This window comes from Azorhizobium sp. AG788 (assembly GCF_943371865.1).
Lineage (GTDB): Bacteria > Pseudomonadota > Alphaproteobacteria > Rhizobiales > Xanthobacteraceae > Azorhizobium.
In genome coordinates, this window is the sequence record NZ_CALRWL010000014.1 from 69,689 (window position 1) to 90,253 (window position 20,565).

Sequence of the window (20,565 nt, forward strand, 5' to 3'; positions counted from 1 at the left end):
GCGGAGCGATGGCGGTGACGAAGAGCGGGACGACCACGGGCATTGAGGCGAACGCCGGCAGCGCGCGCGCAGGATGGGCGGCGGCACTGGCGCTGACGGCATCGGTGTTCAGCATCGTCCCCGCGGCGGCCCAGGCCCAGGAAACCGGCTCGATCTTCTCCGGCTTCCAGGCCCCGCAGGCGCCCGCGCCGCAGCGCGCCGGCCATCCCATGATGCAGCCGGAGGTGATCGCCCAGGCGGAAGCAAACTTCCCCAACTGCATCGCCGCCATGGCGCCGCTGGCCCAGGCCAAGGGCGTATCCCCGCAGAATTATGCCCAGATCGTCGGCGGGCTGACGCCCGACATGAAGATCATGGACTATCTCGACAGCCAGCCGGAATTCTCCAAGCCGCTGGGCGAATATGTGAACATGCTGGTGAGCGATCGCCGCGTCACCAAGGGCAAGGAGATCCTGGCCAAGTACAAGCCCATCTTCGACAAGGTGGAAAAGGCCTATGGCGTCGATCGCTACGTGATCGCGGCCATCTGGGGCATCGAGAGCGACTATGGCAATCCCAACGGCATGGGCTCGCGCTCGGTGCTGCGCTCGACCGCGACCCTGGCCTGCATCGGCCGCCGCCAGGACTATTTCCGCGACGAATTCGTCGCCACGGTGCAGATCCTCAACCGGGGCGATGTCCCTGCAGACCATCTGAAGGGGTCATGGGCCGGCGCGTTCGGACCCACCCAGTTCATGCCCACCAGCTTCCAGCGCTTCGCCGTGGATTTCGACGGCGACGGCAAGCGCAACGTGGTGGACTCGATCCCCGACGTGATCGCCTCCACCGCCAACAACCTCAAGCTGGACGGCTGGTCGTTCGGCAAGACCTGGGGGTATGAGGTCGTCCTGCCGCCGGGCTTCGACTACCGTTACGTGGATCGCACCAAGCGCTACACCGTCGCCCAATGGGCCTCGCTGGGCATCCGCCGTCCCGGCGGCGCCGGCTTCCCGCGCCCGACCGATACCGGCTTCCTGCTGCTGCCCACCGGCGCCAAAGGACCAGCTTTCCTGGTGCTGCCGAACTTCAGCGCGATCCTGAAATACAACCCAGCAGATGCCTATGCGCTAGCCATCGGCCATCTGTCGGACCGGCTGCGCGGCGGCAGCCCGTTCGTGGCCTCATGGCCCGCGGACGAGCGCGCCCTGTCCCGGGCGGAGCGCGTCGAGATCCAGACGCGCCTGGCGCAGCTCGGGTATGACGTCGGCAATCCCGACGGCATCCTGGGCCAGAAGACCCGGGTGGCGGTGCAGGACTTCCAGGTCCGCGCCGGCCTGGTGCCCGATGGCTATCCCGGCGTGGTGGTGCTGCAGCGCCTGCGGCAGTAGCCGGCGCCAATACCGGCTGCGGCATCAATTGTCCCGCGATACCGGCAGGCGCACGCATAGGCAGGCGCCGCCGCCGGGGCGGTCAGCGATCGCTACACTGCCACCAAGACCCTCGACGATCTGCTGCACGATGGTCAGGCCAAGGCCGGCGCCGCCGGTGTCCCGGCTCCGCGAGGCCTCCAGGCGATAGAAGGGCTCGAACACCCGCACCCGCTCCCCGTGCGGGATGCCGGGGCCGCGATCCTCGACCATCAGTTCGACGGAGTCGCCCAGCGTGATCACGCTGACATCGGCGCCGTCGCCATAAGCGATGGCGTTGCCGATGAGGTTCGCCGCAATCCGCTTCAGCCCAGCCACCGAGCCGCGCACGGGGCTGGGACTTTGCATCACCCCCATCCGCACCGGCGCGCCCTGTGCCGCACGCGCCGTGCATTCGGCGGCCACCACCGCCGCCAGATCCGCGGGCGCCCCGTCCTGTATCCCGAATGCACCCCGAGCCACCGACAGCGCGTCGTCCAGCAACCCCTGCATCTCCTCCAGATCCGCCTGGGCGCGGCTCACCTGCGGCCCCTCCGGCAGCAGTTCCAGCCGGAGCCGCAAGCGGGTGACATAGGTGCGCAAGTCGTGGCTGATGGCGCCGAGCACCAGGCTGCGCCCGCGCACCAGTTCGACGATCCGCCGTTGCATGGCATCGAATGCGCTCACCAAGCGGCGCACGTCCGGTGCGCCGCGGACGTTCACCTCCTGGACGTCCAGGCTATGGCCGAACCGATCAAGCGCCGCCGAGAGATCGGACAGCGGGCGGGTTTCCCGGCGCACCGCGATCACGGCCACCAGGGCCACCCCAACCCCCAGCAAGCCGGCCACCAGCCCGACCGGAATCCCGAACAGGCGCGCGGTGAGGTCTCCGGTGGCCTCTACCTCCAGATACCTGCCATCCGCGAGACCCACCACCACATTGAGGTGCGCCCCCCGCCATTGCGCCAGAAGGGGGAGCAGCTTCGCCCCAAACTGGGCCCGCGCGTCGATGCTGGCGGAGATGTAGCGCTCCGGGGGCGCCTTGATCTGGGCGCGAAGACGCCGCTCGATCACCGGCAGCGCATCGTTCAGAGGCGGGAGCGCGCTCGGGCGTGTGCCGATCCGAGCCAGAAAGCCCGGCGCCGTGGTGGCACGTAGCGCCAGTTCGTGCTCATCGGGCGGCAAGAGGTCCAGCACTTGCACCAGCGCGGCAACCTGCCCCATCAGAGGGCCGATGGTGGCGCCGTCCGAGGCGCCCCGGCGATCGGCAAAATAGGCCATCGTCATCATGATCTGGGCCAGCACCAGGCCACCAGCCACGATCAGTGCCAGACGTGCCGCAAGACCAAGACGGGCCATAAGTCAGCGCACCGGAGTAACGGGGCAGGAGAGCAGGTAGCCACCATTGCGCACCGTCTTGATGAGTTGGGCCGCATCCGGCGCCACCGCCACGAGCTTGCGGCGAAGGCGGCTGACCGAGACATCGATGGTGCGGTCGAACGGATCGGCGGTGCGCCCGCGGGTCCAGTCCAGCAACTGGTCGCGGGACAGCACGCGGCGGGGCCGCTCCAGGAAGCAGGCCAGCAGATCGAATTCCGCCGAGGTCAGATCCACTTCGGCGCCATCCGCGGTCTGGAGCGTGCGCGCGTCGAGATCCGCCAGCAGGCCGGCGAAACCGACCTGCCGCCGGGGCGCCGGGGCCTCAGTGGCCACCGGCGGCGCCGAGCGGCGCAGCACGGCCCGGATGCGCGCCAGAAGCTCGCGGGGATTGAACGGCTTGGCCAGATAATCGTCCGCCCCAACTTCGAGACCGACAATGCGATCCACATCGTCACCCTTGGCGGTGAGCATCAGGATGGGCAGGTCGCCGCGCGACCGCAGCCGGCGGCAGATGGACAGGCCGTCCTCGCCCGGCAGCATGATGTCCAGCAGCACCAGGTCGGGCTGCACGGTGGCCAGCAGCGCATCCATGGCCTGCCCGTTCGCCGCCACCCGCGGGGCATAGCCTTCACGGGCGAGAAAATCGGCCAGCAAGGAGCGGATCTCGCGGTCATCCTCGACGATCAGGATGATCTTTTCTGAAGCGGGTGCAGCGGAAATGGGGGTCGCGGACATGGCGCCAATCTAGGACGCGGCCTCGCCAAGGCAAACAGAACCGCGCCGGCGTTACAAATCGTTACGAAACCCCGCGCTCCTGACATCCCTGCGCGAACGGGGAGGGGGAAAGTGGCAGCCATGAAACGGGCCGCTGCGGCGCCGCTCGGTGGGAACCTTCCATGACGGCCTTGTTCCGGCCTGGGACGACGCGATCCGGTCGCCCCTCTCGACTGTTCGGTGCGGTCCTTCCGCTGACCGCGGTCTCGCAGACCGCAGCCTCGCCACTCAGCAGCGGCACCGCCACCGGCAACGGCTTCCATTCCTGTTCTGGATCGAGCGCCGGCCCCGACGGGGGCGGCGCCACCCGCAGCGGCTCAGTCGCTCGCGACTGAAGACCGCGCCACCGGGCCGGAGTTCATCGCCCCCGCTCCGGCCCGGTGCATCCCGTCTCGGGGGGCGAGGAGCGTTCATGATGTCCCTGCGTTTCCTGCCGCTGCGCCCGCGCGACCTTGTGCTGCCGGCCGTGGTGATCGCCCCGGTGCTGCTGGCCGCCATTGCGGGACCGGCAACCGCACAAAGCGCGCAGCCCAATTCCCAGATGATGCAAACGATCCAGAAGGCCTGCGGCGCCGATATCCGCACGCTATGCGCGGATGTGCAGCCCGGCGGCGGTCGCATCATGCAATGCATGAAGGCCAAGGAAAGCCAGTTGTCCGGAGGGTGCAAGACCGCGCTGCTCAGTGCCAAGGAGCAGCAGGGCAAATGATGCCGTAGGACACCGCCGCCACCAAGGGAGGGCAGGCAAGACTGAAGGCGTTGTTCGGGCCGCCGGACTGAGCGGCCCGAACAACCGATCTCAGTTCATGCCGCGCTTGGCGGGGTCGCCATAGCCGCCGCCGGTGGGGGTGACCACGATCACCGCCTCGCCCGCCGCCAGCACGGTCTGGGCGCAGCCCTCCATGGGCTCCAAGCGCCCGTCGAGACGGCGCACATAGCCCTCGCCGACGCTCCCCTGTTCGGCTCCGGCCAGGCCGAATGGCCGGATGCGCCGGTGCGAGGACAGGAGCGCACACTCCATGGTCTCCAGGAAGCGGATGCGGCGATAGGTGCCGCCGCCCGCATTCCACTGGCCCTTGCCGCCGGATCCCTCGCGGACGTGGAAGTCCTCCAGCAGAACGGGGAAGCGGGTCTCCAGGATTTCCGGATCGGTGAGGCGGGAGTTGGTCATGTGCACGTGGACGCCGTCGGTGCCGTCGAAGCCGGGGCCGGCGGGGGAGCCGGAGCAGATGGTCTCGTAATATTGGTAGGCATCATTGCCAAAGGTGAGGTTGTTCATGGTGCCCTGGGAGGCCGACATGGCATTCAGCGCCCCGAACAGGCAGTTGGTGACCGCCTGGGAGGTCTCCACATTGCCGGCCACCACCGCCGCCGGGAACTGCGGCGTCAGCATGGAGCCGTCCGGCACCACGATGCGGATCGGCCGCAGGCAGCCTGCATTCATGGGGATCTCGTCCTCCACCATCACCCGGAACACATAGAGCACTGCCGCGCGGGTGACCGGTTCCGGCGCGTTGAAATTGGTCGGCTGCTGCGGCGAGGTGCCGGTGAAGTCCACCGTCGCCTCGCGCTTGGCCTTGTCCACGGTGATCTTCACCTGGATCACCGTGCCCTGGTCCATCTCATAGGTGAAGGAGCTGTCCGACAGCCGGTCGAGCACCCGGCGCACGCTCTCGGCGGCATTGTCCTGCACGTGGCCCATATAGGCCTGCACCACATCCAGGCCGAAGGTGGCGATCATCTTGTTGAGTTCGCGCACGCCCTTCTCATTGGCGGCGATCTGCGCCTTGAGGTCGGCGACATTCTGCACCGGATTGCGGGCGGGATATTTCGCCCCCGTCAGCAGGGCCACCAGTTCGGCCTCGCGGAAATGGCCCTGGTCCACCAGCTTGAAGTTGTCGATATAGACGCCTTCTTCCTCGATATTGGTGGCCAGCGGGCTCATGGAGCCCGGCGCCACGCCGCCCACGTCCGCATGGTGGCCGCGCGAGGCGGCCCAGAACAGCAGTTCGGAGCCGTCGGCATTGAACACCGGCGTCACCACGGTGATGTCGGGAAGATGGGTGCCGCCATTATAGGGGGCGTTGAGCGCGAACACGTCGCCGGGGCGCACGTTGCCGGCATTCTCGCGGATCACCGTCTCCACCGAGCGGTCCATGGAGCCCAGATGCACCGGCATGTGCGGGGCATTGGCCACCAGTTCGCCGGTGCCGGAGAACACCGCGCAGGAGAAGTCGAGCCGCTCCTTGATGTTCACCGAATAGGCGGTGTTCTGCAGCGTCACGCCCATCTGCTCGGCGATGGACATGAACAGATTGTTGAACACCTCAAGCATCACCGGATCGGCCTTGGTGCCGACCGCACCGGCGCGCTGCAGTTCCTCCGTGCGGGCCAGCAACAGGTGATCCTTGGGCGTCACCTGCGCCCGCCAGCCGGGCTCCACCACCACGGTCTGGTTCGGCTCGATGACGATGGCCGGTCCCTGCACCGCCATGCCGGGGTGGAAGTGCGCCCGCAGCACCACGGGGGCCTCATGCCAGGCGCCGCGCGAGAAGAAGCGGACCGTGCGCGTCACCTTGGGATCGGACACATCCAGCGGCAGATCCGGCTCGGCGATGCCGGCGCCGCCGCCGAAGGATTGCACCTCGAGGGCTTCCGCCACCACCGGCTTTTCCGGCGAGACGAAGCCGAACTGGGCGCGGTGCTTGTCCTCGAATTCCGCGATCATGCCGGCGTGGTCGGCCAAGGTGACCGGCAATGCGGTGTCGGTGCCCTCATAGCGCAGGTGCAATTTGGCCTCGTTGCCTACCGCCGCGCCGGTGACGCCCTGCCCTGCCAGCTCCGCCACGGTCTCGTCCGTCAGCGCCGCGCGCAGCGTCTCCACCTGCGCCAGCACCGCCGCATCCAGCAGCGCCCCGACCGCCTTGGTGCGGTGGGCGCGGATGTCGGCGAGGCCCATGCCATAGGCCGACAGCAGGCCCGAGAAGGGGTGGATCAGCACCTGACGCATGCCCAGCGCATCGGCTACCAGGCAGGCATGCTGTCCGCCGGCGCCGCCGAAGCAGTTCAGGGCGTAGCGGGTGACGTCATAGCCGCGCTCCACCGAGATCTTCTTGATGGCATTGGCCATGTTCTCCACCGCAATGGTGACGAAGCCGTCCGCCACCATCTCCGGCGCCCGTCCGTCGCCGATCTCGGCGGCCATGGCCTCGAAGCGTCCGCGCACCGCGTCCGCATCCAGCGCCTCGTTCTGGGCCGGGCCGAAGATCTTCGGGAAGAAATCCGGGATCAGCTTGCCCAGCATCACATTGGCGTCGGTCACCGCCAGCGGCCCGCCGCGGCGATAGCAGGCGGGGCCGGGGTTGGCGCCGGCGCTGTCGGGGCCGACGCGGAAGCGGGCGCCGTCATAATGCAGGATGGAACCGCCGCCCGCCGCCACCGTGTGGATGCGCATCATCGGCGCGCGGATGCGCACGCCGGCCACCTCGGTATCGAACGCCCGCTCCAGCTCGCCGTCGAAATGGCACACGTCCGTGGAGGTGCCGCCCATGTCGAAGCCGATGATGCGGTCGAGGCCGGCAAGCTCGCCGGTCTTGGCCGCCCCCACCACGCCGCCTGCCGGGCCGGACAGCAGCGCATCCTTGCCCTGGAACAGGTCAGCGGCGGTGAGCCCGCCCGACGACATCATGAACATCAGCCGGATGGCGGCGCCGGTCTCTTCCGTGCCCGCGCCCAGCTCATCCGCCACCTGCCGCACATAGCGGCGCAGGATCGGCGAGAGATAGGCATCCACAACCGTGGTGTCGCCGCGCCCCACCAGCTTGATCAGCGGCGAAACCTCATGGGACACGGACACCTGCGCGAACCCCAGATCGCGGGCGAGCGCCGCCACCTGCGCCTCGTGGGCCGGGTAGCGATAGCCGTGCATGAAGACGATGGCCACCGCCTCGATGCCGTCGGCCTTGGCGGCTTCGAGCGCGGTACGCACGGCGGCCAGATCGGGGGCCTGCTCCACGGTGCCGTCGGCGCGCACCCGCTCGGCCACTTCCAGCACCTGCTCGAACAGCATGTCCGGCTTGACGACTTTCTTGGCGAAGATCTTGGGCCGCGCCTGATAGCCGATCTTGAGCGCATCCTTGAAGCCTGCGGTGGTCACGAGCAGGGTCCGGTCGCCTTTGCGCTCCAGCAGGGCATTGGTGGCCACCGTTGTGCCCATCTTCACGGCAGAAACCAGCCCATCGGGGATGGGGGTCCCGGCGGCAAGGCCCAGCAGCTCGCGGATTCCGTGCACCGCGGCGTCCTTATAGGCCTCGGGATTCTCCGAGAGGACTTTGTGAGCAAGCAATGTACCGTCGGGCTTGCGGCCGACGATATCCGTGAAGGTGCCGCCACGGTCGATCCAGAATTCCCAGCTTGCCGGCGTGGCAATTCGATCGGTCGTCATGGCTTCACTCCTCGTTGCCCGGCCCGCGGCTCGGCATTTGGCCCGGCGCGTGGCATGGTCCTTGCTGCGGTGCAGTCCCTACCCGTTCGGGACGCGAACAACCGATGCAACAGGGGCATCGGAGGCCCAACCAAGACACGAGCCGAATCCGTCGTCAACGTTTCGTTGACAAGATGTCGAGATGCCCCAAAGATGCCATGAAGCGCCCTAGAGCGCGTGGCTCTCCGCCAGAGGATCAGATGACGCGCGAAGACTTTCGATACCGAACTCGGCTTCGGGCCGGCGCCCTGCATCATGACATTTCCCATGCGTCAGGTGGCACCATTTCCATTCGCGTTGGGGGCTGGGGCGGATGATCCGACGCGGCCTTGATGCCCTTTATCTCGCCTCCGGTATCCTCGCCGGTCTGTTCCTCCTGGCCATCTTCGGGCTGATGATCGCCCTTTCCGCCGGCCGCGAAGTCGCCATCAATATTCCCGCCGGCGACGATTTTGCGGCTTGGTGCATGGCCGCCATGTCCTTCCTCGGCCTCGCCCACACCTTCAAGAATGGCGAGATGATCCGCGTAGGCCTGCTGCTGGAGAAGTTGCACGGGCGCACCCGCCAATTTTTCGAGATCCTCGCTTTGGTGGTCGGCTCGTCCTTCATTTTCTACTTCGCCAAGAATGCGGTGCAGCTGAGCTACGATTCCTATCGCTTCAACGACATGTCCCAGGGTGTCGTCGCGGTGCCGCTGTGGATCCCCCAGAGCGGCTATGCCCTCGGCCTCGTGATCTTGCTGATCGCCATGCTCGACGAACTGGTCCATGTGGCCCGCGGCAACCGCCCGCGCTTTGAAAAGGACCCGCCTTTGACGCCCGAGGAACTGGTCGAGCGCGTCGCCTCGGGCGGAGGCGTCTGACATGGTTGAACATCTCGGGCTGGTCCCGCTTTCCATCATCCTGCTCATGCTGTTGGTGGCGATCCTCGCCAGCGGCGTCTGGATCGCCATCGGCCTCGGCCTCGTGGGTCTCGCAGCCATGCTGCTGACCACGGACGTCCCGATCGGGCAGGTGCTTGCCACCACCGTATGGAGTGCCTCCGCCTCCTGGACGTTGGCGGCGCTGCCGCTTTTCATTTGGATGGGCGAAATCCTGTTCCGAACCCGCCTTTCGGAAGAGATGTTCCGCGGCCTCGCACCATGGCTGCAATGGCTCCCCGGCCGCCTGCTGCATGTGAACGTGATCGGCTGCGGGATCTTCGCTGCGGTGTCCGGCTCGTCCGCCGCCACCTGCGCCACCATCGGCAAGATCGCGCTGCCGGAACTGGACAAGCGCGGCTACGACAAGGGCCTCGCTCTGGGCTCGCTCGCCGGATCCGGCACGCTGGGGCTGCTGATCCCGCCATCCATCCCCATGGTGGTCTATGCGGTCACCGCCAATGTGTCGGTCCTGCAAGTGTTCCTCGCCGGCTTCCTGCCGGGCCTGCTGGTGATGGGCCTTTACAGCGGCTACATCATCCTGTGGTCACTGCTGAACCCCGGCAAGACGCCGCCGCGCGACCCGCCCATGTCGCTCCGCATGAAGTTGCAGGCATCCTCCAAGCTGGCGCCCTGCCTGCTGCTGATCCTCGGCGTGTTCCTGTCGCTGGTGCTGGGCCTGGCCACCGCCACTGAATGCGCCGCCTGGGGCGTGCTCGGCGCCCTGGCGCTGGCCGCCTGGAGCCGCACGCTGACCTGGGAGACCTTCGTCCAGAGCCTGATGAGCGCCACCCGGCTGTCGTGCATGATCATGCTGATCATCGCCGGCGCCGCCTTCACCACCGCGGCCATGGCCTATACCGGCATTCCCGTGGCGCTGGCGGAGTGGGTGCAGGGGCTCAACCTCACGCCGGGTAAACTCGCCCTTGCCCTAACGGTCATGTACATTATCCTCGGCTGTCTCATCGACGGCATTTCGATGATCGTGCTCACGGCCGTCATCGTGCTGCCCATGGTGAAGCAAGCGGGGTTCGACCTGGTATGGTTCGGCGTCTACCTCGTGATCCATGTGGAGATGGCGCAGATCACCCCGCCGGTCGGCTTCAATCTGTTCGTGCTGCAGAACATGAGCGGCCGCGATACCTGGACGGTCGCCAAGGCGGCGTTCCCGTTCTTCGTCCTGCTCAACATCGCCGTCATCATCATCACCATGTTCCCGGAAATTGCCCTGGTGCTGCCGCGCTATGTGTTTCCGGGCTGAGTGCCGCTGCCCAACGACCCACAAGAGAGGCCTTCATGACGCGCCTTCGTTCCTTTGCCGCCGCGCTCGTCGCCGGCGGACTTGCGACCCTCGCCGCCGGCACCGCCTCGGCCCAGACCAAATGGAACCTGCCCGCCGCTTATCCGGCCGACAATTTCCACACCGAGAACCTCACCCAGTTCTCCAAGGACGTGGAGGCGGCCACCGGCGGCAAGCTGGTGATCACCATTCATCCCGGCGCCTCGCTGTTCAAGGCGCCCGAGATCAAGCGCGCGGTGATGACCGGCCAGGCCCAGGCCGGCGAAGTCATCATGTCGCTGCATGAGAATGAAGACCCGATCTTCGGCATCGACGTGGTGCCCTTCCTCGCCACCTCCTATCCGGCGGCGATGAAGCTGTACCAGGCCTCCAAGCCGGCGGTGGAGAAGAAGCTGGCCTCCCAGGGCCTGAAGCTGCTCTACACGGTGGCCTGGCCGCCCCAGGGCCTGTTCTCCAAGACCCCGGTCACCAAGATCGAGGACCTGAAGGGCGCCAAGTGGCGCGCTTATAATGTGGGCACCTCGCGCATCGGCGAAATGGTCGGCGCTCAGGCGGTGACCGTGCAGCAGGCGGAACTGGCGCAGGCGCTGGCCACCGGCGTGGTCTCGGCCCTCATCACCTCCGGCGCCACCGGCTATGACGTGAAGATCTGGGAAAGCATTCCCTATTTCTATGACACCCAGGCCTGGCTGCCCAAGAACATGATCTTCGTGAACCAGGCCGCGTTCGACGCGCTGGACAAGCCCACCCAGGAGGCGGTGCTGAAGGCCGCCGCCGCAGCCGAGACCCGCGGCTGGAAGACCTCGGAAGAAAAGAGCACCTGGTTCCTCCAGCAGCTCACCGCCAAGGGCATGACGGTGGCCCCGCCCAGCCCCGAGCTGAAGGCCGGCTTCCAGAAGATCGGCGTGCAGCTGACCGCCGATTGGGAGAAGAAGGCCGGCGAACCGGGCGTCGCCATCGTGAAGGCCTACGAAGCGATGAAGTGAGGGCGGGGCCGGGGCCCCGGAACTGGCGTTCCAGTTCGACGGGGTTCCCGCCTCACCTCTGAAAACGGGTCCGTGCCGCGCGGTGCGGTTCGGACCCTTCTTCCCGGAGCCCGGCGCGGGCCGCCTCCCTCCCGAGCCGTGCCGGCTCTTTCCTCGCATCCCGGAACGGGGAACACGGTTGCGGCCGCGCGTCCTCACCGGCGCGCCAGCGGGACCAGCAGCATGACCAAGCGCCCCCTCGACGACACCCCCATCGCCCCCCGCGGCCTTGGCTCCATCGTCTCCTCCGCCCATCTGGCGGAAGGCGCGCTGCCGGCGCTCTCCGAGGTAGAGTTCGGCCTCAACATGATCTCGCACGCCTATGGCCGCTGGATGGTGCGCTGCATGGCGGCGGCCGGCGTTCCCGATCTCTCCGCTCTGGATGTGCAGGTGCTGCACCATGTGGTGCATCGCGACCGACCCAAGACCATCGCCGACCTCTGCCTGGTGCTGGATGTGGAGGACACCCATCTCGTCACCTATGCCGCCAAGAAGCTCCAGGCCCTCGGGCTGGTGGCCGGCGGCCGGCGCGGCAAGGAAAAGACCCTCGCCGCCACAGAACTCGGCAAGAAGGCCTGTGCCCGCTACCGCGAAGTGCGCGAGGCCCTGCTCTCCACCGCAGTGGCCGCCACCGGCATCGATCCGCGCAAGCTGTCCGAGATCGCCACCGTGCTGCGGGCCTTGTCCGGCCATTACGACCAGGCCGCCCGCTCCGCCGCCAGCCTGTAGCCGGCACGCCTCAGCTCCGGGCCGCTGTGCGGGTCATCACCGGAAATCCCGCGGCCGCACCTTGAGGGTGTCGATGTGCAGATCGCGGACATAGATGTCCCGGGTCCGCAGCCCCTTGGGCGGGAGGTCGCGGGGGTCAGGACCGGTGCCGCCATGGTGGGCCTCGTCGCCCCGTCCGTGCGGCAGCGGAAATGCCGCGTCCCGCTCGCCGATGCTGGCGAGCTCCGGTGACAGGTCGCTCAGCCGATGCGCCACCAGATGCACCACCTCCCCCTCCCGCTGGATCCGGCCTTTCACCGCCATCATGCCGGCCGACATGACCGTCCGGCGGTTCGCCTCGAATACCTTGGTCCACACCACCAGATTGGCGATCCCGGTCTCGTCCTCCAGGGTGATGAACATCACCCCCTTGGCGCTGCCCGGACGCTGGCGCACCAGGACGATGCCGGCGGCTTCCAGCCATCGCCCATCCCGCGCCGCCATGGCCTGGGCGCAGGTCACCATGCGCCGGCGGGCGAGATCGGCCCGCAGGAAGGACACCGGGTGGTGGCGCAGGGTGAGCCCCACATGGCCATAGTCCTCGACCACCTCGCTGCCCGCTTTCATGGGGCGCAACGCCACCGCGACCTCGCTGACTTCAGGGATGATCCGCGCCTCCCGGGCGGAGGCGGCCGCGAACAGCGGCAGCGGCTCGTCCCGCAGCCCCTTGAGCGCCCAGAGCGCTTCGCGACGGGCCAAGCCGAAGGCCGGGCGGAAGGCATCGGCCTCGGCCATCTGCACGAGGGCCGCGGACGGGATGCCCGCCCGATGCCATAGCTCCTCCACATCCCCATAGGGCCGGTCCGCCCGCGCGGCCACGAGCGCGGCGGCGTGGGCATTGGCCAGCCCCTTCACCATGCGCAGTCCCAGCCGGACGGCGAAGCGCCGGTCATCACTGGTCGGCTCCAGGGTGCAGTCCCAGCGCGAGGCATTCACGCAGACGGGGCGGACTTCGACGCCGTGGTCCTGGGCATCGCGGGCGATCTGCGCGGGGGCGTAAAACCCCATGGGCTGGGCATTGAGCAAAGCGCAGCAGAAGACATCGGGATGCCAGCATTTCAGCCAGGCCGAGGCGTAGGCGATCAAGGCGAAGCTGGCCGCGTGGCTCTCCGGGAAGCCATAGGAACCAAACCCCTCCAGCTGCTTGAAGGTCTGCTCGGCAAAGGCCCGCTCGTAGCCCTTGGCCACCATGCCCGCCACCAGCTTGTCCTTGAACTTCGAAACCCCGCCGGTGAATTTGAAGGTGGCCATGGACTTGCGCAGCATGTCCGCCTCGCCGGCCGTGAACCCGGCACAGACGATCGAGACCCGCATCGCCTGTTCCTGAAAGAGCGGCACGCCGAGGGTCTTGCCCAGCACCTGCTCCAGTTCGGGCGTGGGGTAGCTGACCGGCTCCCTGCCCTCGCGGCGGCGCAGATAGGGATGCACCATGTCGCCCTGGATGGGTCCGGGCCGTACGATCGCCACCTGCACCACGAGGTCGTAGAAGGTGCGCGGCTTCAGGCGCGGCAGCATCGACATCTGCGCGCGGGATTCGATCTGGAACGTGCCGAGCGTGTCGGCCTTCCGGATCATGGCGTAGGTGCGCGGATCCTCGGCGGGAATGGTCGCCAGATCGAGATCAATGCCCTTGTGTGCGGCCAGCAGGTCGAACCCGCGCTTCATGCATGACAGCATCCCCAGGGCCAGCACGTCGACCTTCATGAATTTCAGGGCATCGATGTCATCCTTGTCCCATTCGATGACCTGGCGGTCGGTCATGGCCGCGGGCTCGATCGGCACCAGTTCGTCGAGCCGATCATGGGTCAGCACGAAGCCGCCGGGGTGCTGCGACAGATGCCGCGGCGCCCCCATGAGCTGGCGCGCCAGATCCAGGGCCAGGCGCAGGCGCCGATCGCCCAGATTGAGGTTCAGCGCCTCCACATGCTTGGCCTCGACGCCATCCTCCGACCAGCCCCAGACCTGACCGGAGAGGATCTTGATCAGGTCTTCCGTCAGGCCGAGGGCCTTTCCCACATCGCGCAGCGCGCCCTTGGTGCGATAGCGGATCACCGTCGAGCACAAGGCGGCATGATCGCGCCCATAGGTCTCAAACACCCACTGCATGACGACCTCGCGCCGCTCATGCTCGAAATCCACATCGATGTCCGGCGGCTCGGCCCGCTCCTCGGAGACGAAGCGCTCGAACAGCAGGTCGTTGCGCTTGGGGTCGATGCTGGTGATGCCGAGCACATAGCAGACGGCGGAATTGGCCGCGGAGCCGCGCCCCTGGCAGAGAATATCCTGCGAGCGGGCGAAGTTGACGATGGCATTCACCGTGAGGAAATACGGCGCGTAGCGCAGCTTCTCGATGAGCCCCAGCTCATGAAGCAGGGTCCGGCGCACCGCATCGGGCACCCCCTCCGGGTAGCGGCGATCGGCCCCGGCCCAGGTAAGCTGCGCGAGCGTCTCCTGCGGCGTCAGGGTCGGATCGTCCCGCTCCTCGGGATATTGGTACGCCAGCTCATCGAGGCTGAACCGGCAGCGCTCCGCGATCTCCGCGGTCCGGGCCAGGGCCTGCGGATAGCGGGCAAACAGGCGGTGCATCTCCGCCGGCGCCTTGAGATGGCGATCCGCATGCCGCTCCCGGCGCCCCCCCAGTTCGTCGATGGTGACGTTGTGGCGGATGCAGGTGACCACATCCTGCAGGATGCGCCGGCCCGGCGCGTGGAAGAGCACGTCGTTGGTCACCACGGTGGCGACCCGCAGGCGGGCGGCCAGCGCGGCCAGTTCATGCAGCCGCATCTGGTCGTTCGGACGGCGGCGCAAGCTCAGCGCCAGATAAGCGCGATCCCCGAACACCTCCCCCAGGCGGCGCAGGCGCAGGCCGGTGCTTTCATCCGCCTGATCGGGAACGAGGATGGCGATCAGGCCCTCGCCATACAGCGCGACATCGGACCATTCGAGCACGCACTTGGCCTTGCCGCCCCGCCGCTTGCCCAGGGACAGCAGGCGGCACAGCCGGGCATAGGCCGGGCGGTCGGTGGGATAGACCAGAAGGGACATGCCATCGTTCAGATCAAGGCGACAGCCGACGATGAGTCGGACTCCCGTGGTCTTGGCCGCCTCATGGGCACGGACGATGCCCGCCAGGCTGTTGCGATCGACCACCGCCAGCGCCGAGATCCCGAGGGCTGCCGCCTGGGCGAACAATTCATCGCAGGACGAGGCACCGCGCAGAAACGAGAAATGCGATGTGACCTGGAGTTCGGCATAGCAAGGCGCGTTCATCCGAACACCCCATGCAGGAACCAGCGGTGCGAGCCTGTGGCGGCATCCTCGCCATCGCCGGCGCGGAAAACCCAGTAGCGCTCGCCGGCATCGTCCTCCAGCTGGAAATAGTCCCGCACCGCCGCCAGTTCGGGATCGCGCTTCCACCATTCGCCGAACACCCGTTCGGGACCATCGGCCCGGTGCACCCGCCGGCGAATGCCGCGCCAGGTAAACCAGACCGGCGGATGATCTGGCAGCAGCGCCAGCGTCTCGATCCGCTCCGGCGGCTGCAGCAGCCGCGCCGGCCGCGGCCAGTGTCCAGGCCAGGTCTCGCCGGTCTCCGGCGTCATGGCCGCAATGCGGCGCACCGAGCGTTCCGGAACGTCGCTGGCCACGGGCGCGGCCCGGTAGATGCTGTGTTCCCCGACCCGGTTGGCCAGGATATCCACCAGATCGGAAACGTCCGGAACGCTCTCCTCCACCAGGGAGGTCGCAACCTGCCGGGCGGCCAGCGGCTCCACCAGCGTGGCGGTCAGCGACAGGATCTCGATCCCGAAGCCTGGCTCGATGGTCTCGATCTTGTCCGTCAGCAGCCGGGTCAAGCGCTGGACATCGCGCACCGGAACGGCGGTTCCCACCCGCAGCGCCTGGAGCGTGTTGTCCACGCGATGACAGATGAGATCGAGCCGCTTGGCCCCGACGCCCTGAGCCGTCAGGCCCTCGCACAGCTGGACGACCAGCTTGCCGATATAGCGCGCGAGGGTCTCCGGCGCGCCGATCGGCTCGGGAAACGAGCGGCGGACTTCGATCAGGTCGGCCGGGCGAATGGGATCGATCGGTTCGCTCGCATGGCCCAGCGCCTGATCGAGCCGGCGCCCGAGTTCGGGGCCGAACCGGAGGGTCAGCGGCGCCCGAGGGGTCGCCCAGAGATCGGACACGCGCACAAAGCCGAGCACGCGCAGCCCCTCAAGCACATCCTGGGGCAGGCGCAGGCTGGCCAGCGGCAGATCGGCGATCGCCTCTTGCGCTCCCCCCATAGGCACGACGCAGGTCGGCCCGCGGGTGAAACGGGCCAGCGCATGGGCCGCCCCCCAGGTGTCGGCTATGGCCGCCTTGGCCAACAGGCCCGCCCGCCCCAGGCGCGCCACCATGCCGGCCAGCATGGCCGCCTCGCCGCCATGGAGATGATCGGCACCGGCCACATCCAGAATGATCCCGTCGGGCGGATCGGCCGTGACGATGGGGGCGTAGCGCTGCAGCATCCAGACCGCGAGCCGCTCCAGGCCCTCGGCATCCGCCAAGGCCTCATGGTCCAGGGCCGTCAGGTCCGGAACCAGGACGCGCGCCGTGGTGGCGGGCATGCCCACGCGCAATCCCAGCCTCTGGGCCGCCGCATCGGCGGCCATCACCACCTGGCGCCGGCGATCCCGGCCCAGCATCACCAATGGGATCTCAGGCGACGGCGCCGCGGGACCGAGTTTCCGCCGCGCCCGATCCGTGGACCATGTCGGCAGGAACAGCGAGACGACCCTGGCCATCACAGGCCTCCACCACAAAATCCGCGCTCTCACCCGCACGACAGCGCATGAGTTCCACCCGCCACCGATGGCGCCCCACGCCGGGGACCGGCAGTGGCGTGGACGGCAGCACCGATACCCGCCACCGGGTCACGGCCGCCGTCGGCTGTCCGAAATCGGTCGCCTCGGCTTGCCGGCGCCACCGCCGCAACACCAGCCCGATCGTGCCACTCTCTTCCGCCCGCAGCTGAAGCCGCCGGGACGCCGTCATCGACAGCCCCCGGACCTCACCCACGACGGCACCCAGCCCCCCGTGCCGCAGGCCCTCCTCGATGCAGGCCAGCACCATCTTGTCGTCGCCGCCCTCCACATAGATCACCCGGTCCGGCGCCAATCCGGCCTGGGCCAGCGCCGGGGCGAACAAATCGGGCCGGGTGATGCACCACAGCACCTTGCCCTTGGTCCGGGCGGCGATGCCGCCCACAAAGAGCGCGGCGGCAGCGCCATCGATGGCACCATTCCCGCCCCCGGCGACCTCATGCAGAGCGCCCATGGCAAGGCCATGCCCGGGAAGGCGCTCATCCAGGGACGCAAGGCCAAACGGCAGCACAGACCGGATGCGCCGGCCCGGGCCCTCGATCGTCTCGATCTGGGCCCGCAGTTCGGCGATGGCGGGAACGGGCTTCTGAATTTTCGCCCGGAAAAACCCAGCAGTGCCCGGCTCATCCCTGCCCACGCTCATGGGCGTCGAGGGCGTGCAGGGACACTGCGGCCAGATGGACGAACTCCCACTCCAGCCAGGCTGCTTCCCGCGCCTGCGTCTGGATGGCGCTGCGGCATTCAGGGGGCGCGTCGAAGGCCTGGACATCCTCCCACTCTTCTGGCGCGGCGGCAGAAACGGTCTCGCACGCGCGGCTGGCTCCGGTCGACATGGCGTTCTCCACGGCTGATCGGCCCTATGGATTCCATAGGAACAAAAAGAGAACAAGCTCAATCTTGCGTTGCGTGACGCGCCTGTGATCAGCGGGGACGGAGATGCCTCTCATCGGCGCCAGGACGGGCGTGGCGGCAGTTGCCGGCCTGCGGGAAAGCTCCCTCTGGCGAGGTCTAGCGAGCTCCTGTAACGGCCTCTCGCCCCGCCAAGGCACAGCAATGCCGACAGCCCCGCAAGCCACAAAGAACCGCCCGCACACGCGGCTGTTCGAACCGTCAAAAGATTGGATCTGTCTCGCAATCGACGTCTTGAGACGTCGTGACGCGAGAAATTGGAGCGGGCGATGGGAATCGAACCCACGACATACAGCTTGGGAAGCTGTCGTTCTACCACTGAACTACGCCCGCGACCGGGGCACCATAGACAAGGGGGGTGGGGCGCATCAAGGGGTTGCGTGCATCATCCCCCGCTTCGCGTGGCAATCAGGGGCGGCGGGGGATTTTCATCCGCGCCCGATCCTGGTCTAGACTTTCCCCATGTCCTAGACTTGCCCCATGTCACAGACCTCCCCCCGCTCGGCTTCGTCCGCCCGCCCGCGCTTCCACGCACAGTTTCAATCCTTCGAGGAGACCGCCGACGGCAGTACCGGGCCGGCGCGCTTGGCGGCCCTGCGGGCGGAATTGGCCCGGCGCGGCATTGACGGCTATGTGATCCCCCGCGCCGATGCCCACCAGAACGAATATGTGCCCCCCGGCGAAGAGCGCCTGGCCTGGTTGACCGGCTTCACCGGCTCCGCCGGCCTGCTGATGATCCTGCCGGAGGAAGCCGCCCTGTTCGTGGATGGCCGCTATACCCTTCAGGCGGCCACCCAGGTGGATGAGGCCGCCTTCACCATCGTGCCCCTGGCCAAGACCACGCCGGAGAAATGGCTGGAAGCCCACCTGCCCAAGGGCGCCTCGCTGGGCTTCGATCCCTGGCGGACCACGCTCGACGGGCGCGAGAAGCTGGCGCGGGCGGTGGCCGCCGCCAGCGGCGTGCTGGTGGCGGTGGAGGGCGACCCGGTCGCCGAACTGTGGCTGGATCGCCCGCCCGCGCCGGTGGCACCGGTGCGCCTCTTGGATGCGGTCCTGGCCGGAGCGAGCGTTGCGGCCAAGCTGGAGCAGGTCCGCACGGCGCTGGCCAAGGACAAACTGGACGGGGCGCTGATTTCCGATCCCCATGCTACCGCCTGGCTGTTCAACATCCGTGGCGGCGACGTGGCCCATACGCCTCTGCCTCTGGCCTGGTCGCTGGTGCCGCAGGAGGGCCGGCCGCAACTGTTCATCGCCGCCGAGAAACTCTCCAATGCGGTGCGCGATGTCCTGGCAGAGGTGGCGGATGTGCGCCCGGAACAGGATCTGGAAGCCGCCCTTTCCGCCTTCGCCCCCGGCCGCACCCTGCGGTTGGATCAGGCCACCGCGCCGGTGCGCCTAGCGGAAGTGGTGGAACGGGCGCAGGGCACGGTGGCCAAGGGCGCGGACCCGATCAGCCTGTTGAAAGCCCGTAAGAATGCCGCCGAGATCGCCGGCATGCGCGCCGCCCATCTGCGCGACGCGGTGGCCCTGACCCGCTTCCTGCACTGGTTCGATGGCGCGGCCCCCTCCGGCACCCTCACCGAGATCGACGCGGTGGAGGCGCTGGAGACCTTCCGGCGGGACAGCGGACTTCTGACCGACGTGTCCTTCCCCACCATCTCGGGCGCAGGGCCGAACGGGGCCATCGTGCATTATCGCGTCACCCGCACCAGCAATCGGCAGATCGCGCCGGGGGAGCTGTTCCTGCTGGATTCCGGCGCGCAATATCCCGATGGCACCACCGACGTCACCCGCACGGTGAGTGTCGGCACGCCCACGGACGATATGCGCACCCATTTCACTTTGGTGCTCAAGGGGCATATTGCGCTGGCCCGCGCCGTATTCCCGGAAGGGACCACGGGCGCGCAACTGGACCCCTTCGCGCGGCAGTTCCTGTGGGCGGCGGGGCTGGATTTCGAGCATGGCACCGGCCACGGGGTCGGCGCCGGCCTGTCGGTCCATGAGGGGCCGGCGCGGATTTCGAAGCTGGGGCATGTACCGCTAGAGGCGGGCATGATCCTGTCCAACGAGCCCGGCTATTACCGCGCCGGCGCCTATGGCATCCGCATCGAGAATCTGGTGCTGGTGACACCGCAGTTGGTTGCCGGCGGCGAGAAGCCCTGCCTGAGCTTCGACACCCTCACCTTCGCCCCCATCGACCGCCGGCTGATCGCCACCGACCTGCTCACCGCTCCGGAGCGGCAGTGGCTGGATGCCTACCACGCCCGGGTGGCGGCGGAGGTGGCACCGCTGCTGGACGCGGCGGCGCGCGCCTGGCTTGAGGCGGCGACCGCGCCCTTGGTCTGAAAAAGAACGAGCCGAGGCAGGCGGGGACGCTGCGTGTCTCCCCCGCCTGCAAACGATGAGGGCAGAGAGCCGGAGCGCCAAGCTCGGGCAATACCGCCCCGGCGCGTCCGCGGGCGGGCTGTCGCGCGTGCGAACCCCGACCGCTGATGTTTCTGCTGAAGACCGCGCTTATGCGGAACCTTTGCCGCTGAAGCGCGTTCTTTGGATCAGCAGCGACAGAAGGACGCGACAAAAATGTCAACGATTCTTATCATCATCCTGGTCTTACTCTTGGTCGGCGCCCTGCCCACTTGGGGATACAGCGGAAGCTGGGGCTATGGTCCGGGCGGAATCGTCGGTGTTCTGCTGATCATTGTGATTGTTCTCGCACTCACCGGCCGCATCTAAACGCAGGCCCGAACCGGACTG

General features: G+C 67.8%; 15 protein-coding genes and 1 tRNA gene. 8 read left to right on the top strand and 8 right to left on the bottom strand.

The genetic code is table 11. The annotated features are described in order from the left end of the window. Nucleotides 1-8 precede the first annotated feature (8 nt). Complete coding sequence (locus tag AAG816_RS10660) at nucleotides 9-1,367, top strand: lytic murein transglycosylase (protein WP_341989593.1); 1,359 nt, start codon at nucleotides 9-11, stop codon at nucleotides 1,365-1,367. A 24-nt stretch (nucleotides 1,368-1,391) separates the two neighbouring features. On the opposite strand, the gene AAG816_RS10665 is transcribed toward AAG816_RS10660, so the two are convergent. Next, a complete protein-coding gene (locus tag AAG816_RS10665; protein WP_341989594.1) occupies nucleotides 1,392-2,744 on the bottom strand; it encodes a HAMP domain-containing sensor histidine kinase in 1,353 nt (450 codons plus the stop codon). Nucleotides 2,745-2,747: 3 nt separating this feature from the next. Continuing rightward, a complete protein-coding gene (locus AAG816_RS10670) occupies nucleotides 2,748-3,500 on the bottom strand; it encodes a response regulator (RefSeq protein ID WP_341989595.1) in 753 nt (250 codons plus the stop codon). 451 nt (nucleotides 3,501-3,951) lie between these two features. On the opposite strand from AAG816_RS10670, the gene AAG816_RS10675 reads away from it, so the two are divergent. Continuing rightward, a complete protein-coding gene (locus AAG816_RS10675) occupies nucleotides 3,952-4,248 on the top strand; it encodes a cysteine rich repeat-containing protein (protein WP_341989596.1) in 297 nt (98 codons plus the stop codon). 90 nt (nucleotides 4,249-4,338) lie between these two features. On the opposite strand, the gene AAG816_RS10680 is transcribed toward AAG816_RS10675, so the two are convergent. Then, nucleotides 4,339-7,983 (bottom strand): hydantoinase B/oxoprolinase family protein, encoded by a 3,645-nt coding sequence (locus tag AAG816_RS10680; protein WP_341989597.1) that lies wholly within the window; start codon nucleotides 7,981-7,983, stop codon nucleotides 4,339-4,341. A gap of 352 nt (nucleotides 7,984-8,335) precedes the next feature. On the opposite strand from AAG816_RS10680, the gene AAG816_RS10685 reads away from it, so the two are divergent. The 4 genes from AAG816_RS10685 (at nucleotide 8,336) to AAG816_RS10700 (ending at nucleotide 11,995) form a co-directional block, all read left to right on the top strand. Continuing rightward, nucleotides 8,336-8,884, top strand: a complete 549-nt coding sequence (locus AAG816_RS10685; RefSeq protein WP_341989598.1) for a TRAP transporter small permease — start codon at nucleotides 8,336-8,338, stop codon at nucleotides 8,882-8,884. A 1-nt stretch (nucleotide 8,885) separates the two neighbouring features. Then, a complete protein-coding gene (locus tag AAG816_RS10690) occupies nucleotides 8,886-10,202 on the top strand; it encodes a TRAP transporter large permease subunit (protein ID WP_341989599.1) in 1,317 nt (438 codons plus the stop codon). 35 nt (nucleotides 10,203-10,237) lie between these two features. Beyond that, a complete protein-coding gene (locus AAG816_RS10695) occupies nucleotides 10,238-11,227 on the top strand; it encodes a TRAP transporter substrate-binding protein (protein ID WP_341989600.1) in 990 nt (329 codons plus the stop codon). Between the two features lie 222 nt (nucleotides 11,228-11,449). Next, on the top strand, nucleotides 11,450-11,995 hold the full coding sequence (locus AAG816_RS10700; protein ID WP_341989601.1) for a winged helix DNA-binding protein: 546 nt from the start codon (nucleotides 11,450-11,452) through the stop codon (nucleotides 11,993-11,995). A 36-nt stretch (nucleotides 11,996-12,031) separates the two neighbouring features. Here AAG816_RS10700 and AAG816_RS10705 read toward each other — a convergent pair whose 3' ends face one another. The 5 genes from AAG816_RS10705 to AAG816_RS10725 form a co-directional block, all read right to left on the bottom strand. Then, nucleotides 12,032-15,304, bottom strand: a complete 3,273-nt coding sequence (locus AAG816_RS10705; RefSeq protein WP_341989602.1) for an error-prone DNA polymerase — start codon at nucleotides 15,302-15,304, stop codon at nucleotides 12,032-12,034. Continuing rightward, nucleotides 15,301-16,824: a DNA polymerase Y family protein gene (locus tag AAG816_RS10710; protein ID WP_341989603.1), complete on the bottom strand. Its 1,524-nt coding sequence runs from the start codon at nucleotides 16,822-16,824 to the stop codon at nucleotides 15,301-15,303. Before AAG816_RS10710 ends, AAG816_RS10705 begins: the two co-directional genes overlap by 4 nt. Beyond that, nucleotides 16,739-17,545: an ImuA family protein gene (locus AAG816_RS10715; protein ID WP_341989604.1), complete on the bottom strand. Its 807-nt coding sequence runs from the start codon at nucleotides 17,543-17,545 to the stop codon at nucleotides 16,739-16,741. Before AAG816_RS10715 ends, AAG816_RS10710 begins: the two co-directional genes overlap by 86 nt. Then, the gene (locus AAG816_RS10720; RefSeq protein ID WP_341989605.1) at nucleotides 17,526-17,735 is read right to left on the bottom strand and encodes a hypothetical protein; all 210 of its coding nucleotides are present in this window, start codon (nucleotides 17,733-17,735) and stop codon (nucleotides 17,526-17,528) included. Before AAG816_RS10720 ends, AAG816_RS10715 begins: the two co-directional genes overlap by 20 nt. Nucleotides 17,736-18,069: 334 nt before the next feature. Further along, nucleotides 18,070-18,144, bottom strand: a tRNA-Gly gene (locus AAG816_RS10725). A gap of 147 nt (nucleotides 18,145-18,291) precedes the next feature. On the opposite strand from AAG816_RS10725, the gene AAG816_RS10730 reads away from it, so the two are divergent. Beyond that, complete coding sequence (locus tag AAG816_RS10730) at nucleotides 18,292-20,157, top strand: aminopeptidase P family protein (RefSeq protein WP_341989606.1); 1,866 nt, start codon at nucleotides 18,292-18,294, stop codon at nucleotides 20,155-20,157. Between the two features lie 234 nt (nucleotides 20,158-20,391). Next, nucleotides 20,392-20,544, top strand: coding sequence for a DUF3309 family protein (locus tag AAG816_RS10735; protein ID WP_341989607.1), 153 nt, complete (start codon nucleotides 20,392-20,394; stop codon nucleotides 20,542-20,544). Nucleotides 20,545-20,565 lie beyond the last annotated feature (21 nt).

Coding starts and splice junctions, on each gene's coding strand:
- AAG816_RS10675 (WP_341989596.1), top strand. CDS start 3,952: ATGATGTCCCTGCGTTTCCTGCCGCTGCGCCCGCGCGACCTTGTGCTG.
- AAG816_RS10730 (WP_341989606.1), top strand. CDS start 18,292: ATGTCACAGACCTCCCCCCGCTCGGCTTCGTCCGCCCGCCCGCGCTTC.
- AAG816_RS10710 (WP_341989603.1), bottom strand. CDS start 16,824: ATGGCCAGGGTCGTCTCGCTGTTCCTGCCGACATGGTCCACGGATCGG.
- AAG816_RS10735 (WP_341989607.1), top strand. CDS start 20,392: ATGTCAACGATTCTTATCATCATCCTGGTCTTACTCTTGGTCGGCGCC.
- AAG816_RS10720 (WP_341989605.1), bottom strand. CDS start 17,735: ATGTCGACCGGAGCCAGCCGCGCGTGCGAGACCGTTTCTGCCGCCGCG.
- AAG816_RS10700 (WP_341989601.1), top strand. CDS start 11,450: ATGACCAAGCGCCCCCTCGACGACACCCCCATCGCCCCCCGCGGCCTT.
- AAG816_RS10660 (WP_341989593.1), top strand. CDS start 9: ATGGCGGTGACGAAGAGCGGGACGACCACGGGCATTGAGGCGAACGCC.
- AAG816_RS10695 (WP_341989600.1), top strand. CDS start 10,238: ATGACGCGCCTTCGTTCCTTTGCCGCCGCGCTCGTCGCCGGCGGACTT.
- AAG816_RS10685 (WP_341989598.1), top strand. CDS start 8,336: ATGATCCGACGCGGCCTTGATGCCCTTTATCTCGCCTCCGGTATCCTC.
- AAG816_RS10690 (WP_341989599.1), top strand. CDS start 8,886: ATGGTTGAACATCTCGGGCTGGTCCCGCTTTCCATCATCCTGCTCATG.
- AAG816_RS10670 (WP_341989595.1), bottom strand. CDS start 3,500: ATGTCCGCGACCCCCATTTCCGCTGCACCCGCTTCAGAAAAGATCATC.
- AAG816_RS10705 (WP_341989602.1), bottom strand. CDS start 15,304: ATGAACGCGCCTTGCTATGCCGAACTCCAGGTCACATCGCATTTCTCG.
- AAG816_RS10680 (WP_341989597.1), bottom strand. CDS start 7,983: ATGACGACCGATCGAATTGCCACGCCGGCAAGCTGGGAATTCTGGATC.
- AAG816_RS10715 (WP_341989604.1), bottom strand. CDS start 17,545: ATGAGCGTGGGCAGGGATGAGCCGGGCACTGCTGGGTTTTTCCGGGCG.
- AAG816_RS10665 (WP_341989594.1), bottom strand. CDS start 2,744: ATGGCCCGTCTTGGTCTTGCGGCACGTCTGGCACTGATCGTGGCTGGT.